The organism is Stenotrophomonas terrae, from assembly GCF_001431465.1.
Lineage (GTDB): Bacteria > Pseudomonadota > Gammaproteobacteria > Xanthomonadales > Xanthomonadaceae > Stenotrophomonas > Stenotrophomonas terrae.
The window spans coordinates 1-2,029 of sequence record NZ_LDJJ01000067.1; the positions used below are offsets into that span (position 1 = coordinate 1).

Below are 2,029 nucleotides of genomic sequence, written 5' to 3' on the forward strand. Positions count from 1 at the left end.
TGGTTGACCTGCTCGATGCCGACCGACTGTTCCTGCGAAGCAGCGGCAATGCGCGCGACGATGTCGCTGACCTGCTGCACCGAGCCGACGATCTCGCTCATGGTGCTGCCCGCCTGCGCGACCAGCGCGGCGCCGTCATCCACCTTGCCCATCGAGTCGACAATCAACTCCTTGATCTCGCGCGCGGCCGTGGCCGAACGCTGTGCCAGGCTGCGTACCTCCGAGGCCACCACCGCAAAGCCCCGGCCCTGCTCGCCGGCACGCGCGGCTTCCACCGCGGCGTTGAGCGCCAGGATATTGGTCTGGAAGGCGATGCCGTCGATCACCCCGATGATCTCGGCAATGCGCTTGGACGACAGCTCGATCGCGCGCATCGTCGACACTACCTGGCCGACCACATCACCACCGCGTACCGCCACGTCCGCCGCGCCCACCGCCAGTTGATTGGCATGGCGGGCCGAGGCGGCATTTTCGCGTACGGTCGAGGTCAGCTCCTCCATCGAAGCGGCAGTCTCCTCCAGATTGGCGGCCTGCTGCTCGGTGCGCTGCGAGAGGTCGTCATTGCCTGCGGCCAGTTCACGCGCGGCCGTGTTGATCGCCAATGAGCATTGTTTGATCTGGCTGACGATGCCGGTCAAGCGCTCGGCGGTGAGGTTGGCGTCCACCTTCATCGCCTCGAAATCGCCGGCATAGTCGCCTTGCACGCGGTGATCCAGGTCGCCGGCGGCCAGCGCCGACAGCATCGCGCGCAGCTCGCCGGTGGTGGTGGCAACCACCTCCAGCAGCTGGTTGATGCCGGTGGTCAGGGTCTGGATGAAGCCGGCCTCGCTTACCGACTGCAGGCGCTGGTCCAAGGCGCCGGCAGAGGCAGCCGCGACGATGTTGGCCACGCTGTTTTCCAGCTGCAGCTCCTGGGTGCGGTCATGCCACTCCACCGCAAAACCACTGCGGCTGCCGTCGGCGTTGAACACCGGTGTTACCACCTGGCTGAAATGCACCGGGCCGATCGTGATCTGGCCGTTGTGCACCTTCTTCAACTGGTCGAGCATGCCGCGGATGCGTGCGGGGTTGGCATGGAAGCGATGGATGCTGCTGCCGATCAGGGTATCGACGTTGAAATCCGGGAAGGCCTTGCGCAGCGTGTCCTGCTGGTTGCGCAGCAGGGCGACCACCGAGCGGTTCACGTAGCGGATGATGTGTTCGTTGTCGGCAATCATCATGCCGGTGCGCGAGGCGTCCAGCGAGGCCCGGATCTGGGTGTTCTCGTGGTGCAGGGCTTCTTCCTGGCGGTGGCGTTCACCGAGCTGGTTGCGCATGCGCAGTACGCCGTCGGCCAGGGTGCCCGGCGCAAACCGCGCCTGGCCAATGTCGGATGGGTTGTTGTCGCCGCTGGCGATGGCATCCACCATGGCCCGCAACTGTGCCGGCGGCGCGCCCAGGATCAACACCTGACGGCGCAGCTGCACAGCCATCGCGCAGATGAAGGCGGCTTCAACCAGCACATACACCGCGTGCAGCAACACCATCCCCAGGCTGCTGCCCGCGGCGAAGGCGTGCACCGGCAGGCCGCTGGCCTGCATCCAGTAGAACGCCAGGTGATGTGCGCTGATCGCCACCGTGGCTACCACCACCGGTATCCAGTCGCGGTAGTACAGCAGCAGCGCGATCACCACGAAGACGCCGAAGTGCATTTCCACCATGCCATTGGCTTGTTCAATGGTGGCCGCCACCAGCGCCATCAACATCAACGCCACGGTTACCCGGCTGCGCAGGCTGCCCGCTGCCAGTTTGATCTGCACCGCCATCAGCGCCAGTGCCGGTACGGTGACGACCAGCAGAGGCAGCCATCGGTCGGACCACAGCGCCAACGCCAGCGATGCAAGGCCAAGGATCAGGCCGAAGTACAGGAAAAGGCGGTCCGCCACGCAGGCCAGCTGCGTGTAGTAGGCATCGGAAGTGGGCGGTGTGGCGTGGGGGCGGGTGGACATCGGCAACTCCTGTTCAACAGGAACAACGGCGAGGGGTAGTG

1 protein-coding gene is annotated in these 2,029 nt (G+C 65.5%); it reads right to left on the reverse strand.

Annotated features, from left to right (window positions below):
- On the reverse strand, nucleotides 1-1,988 hold a 1,988-nt coding region (locus ABB27_RS20440), incomplete at its 3' end, for a methyl-accepting chemotaxis protein (protein ID WP_057630073.1).
- Nucleotides 1,989-2,029 lie beyond the last annotated feature (41 nt).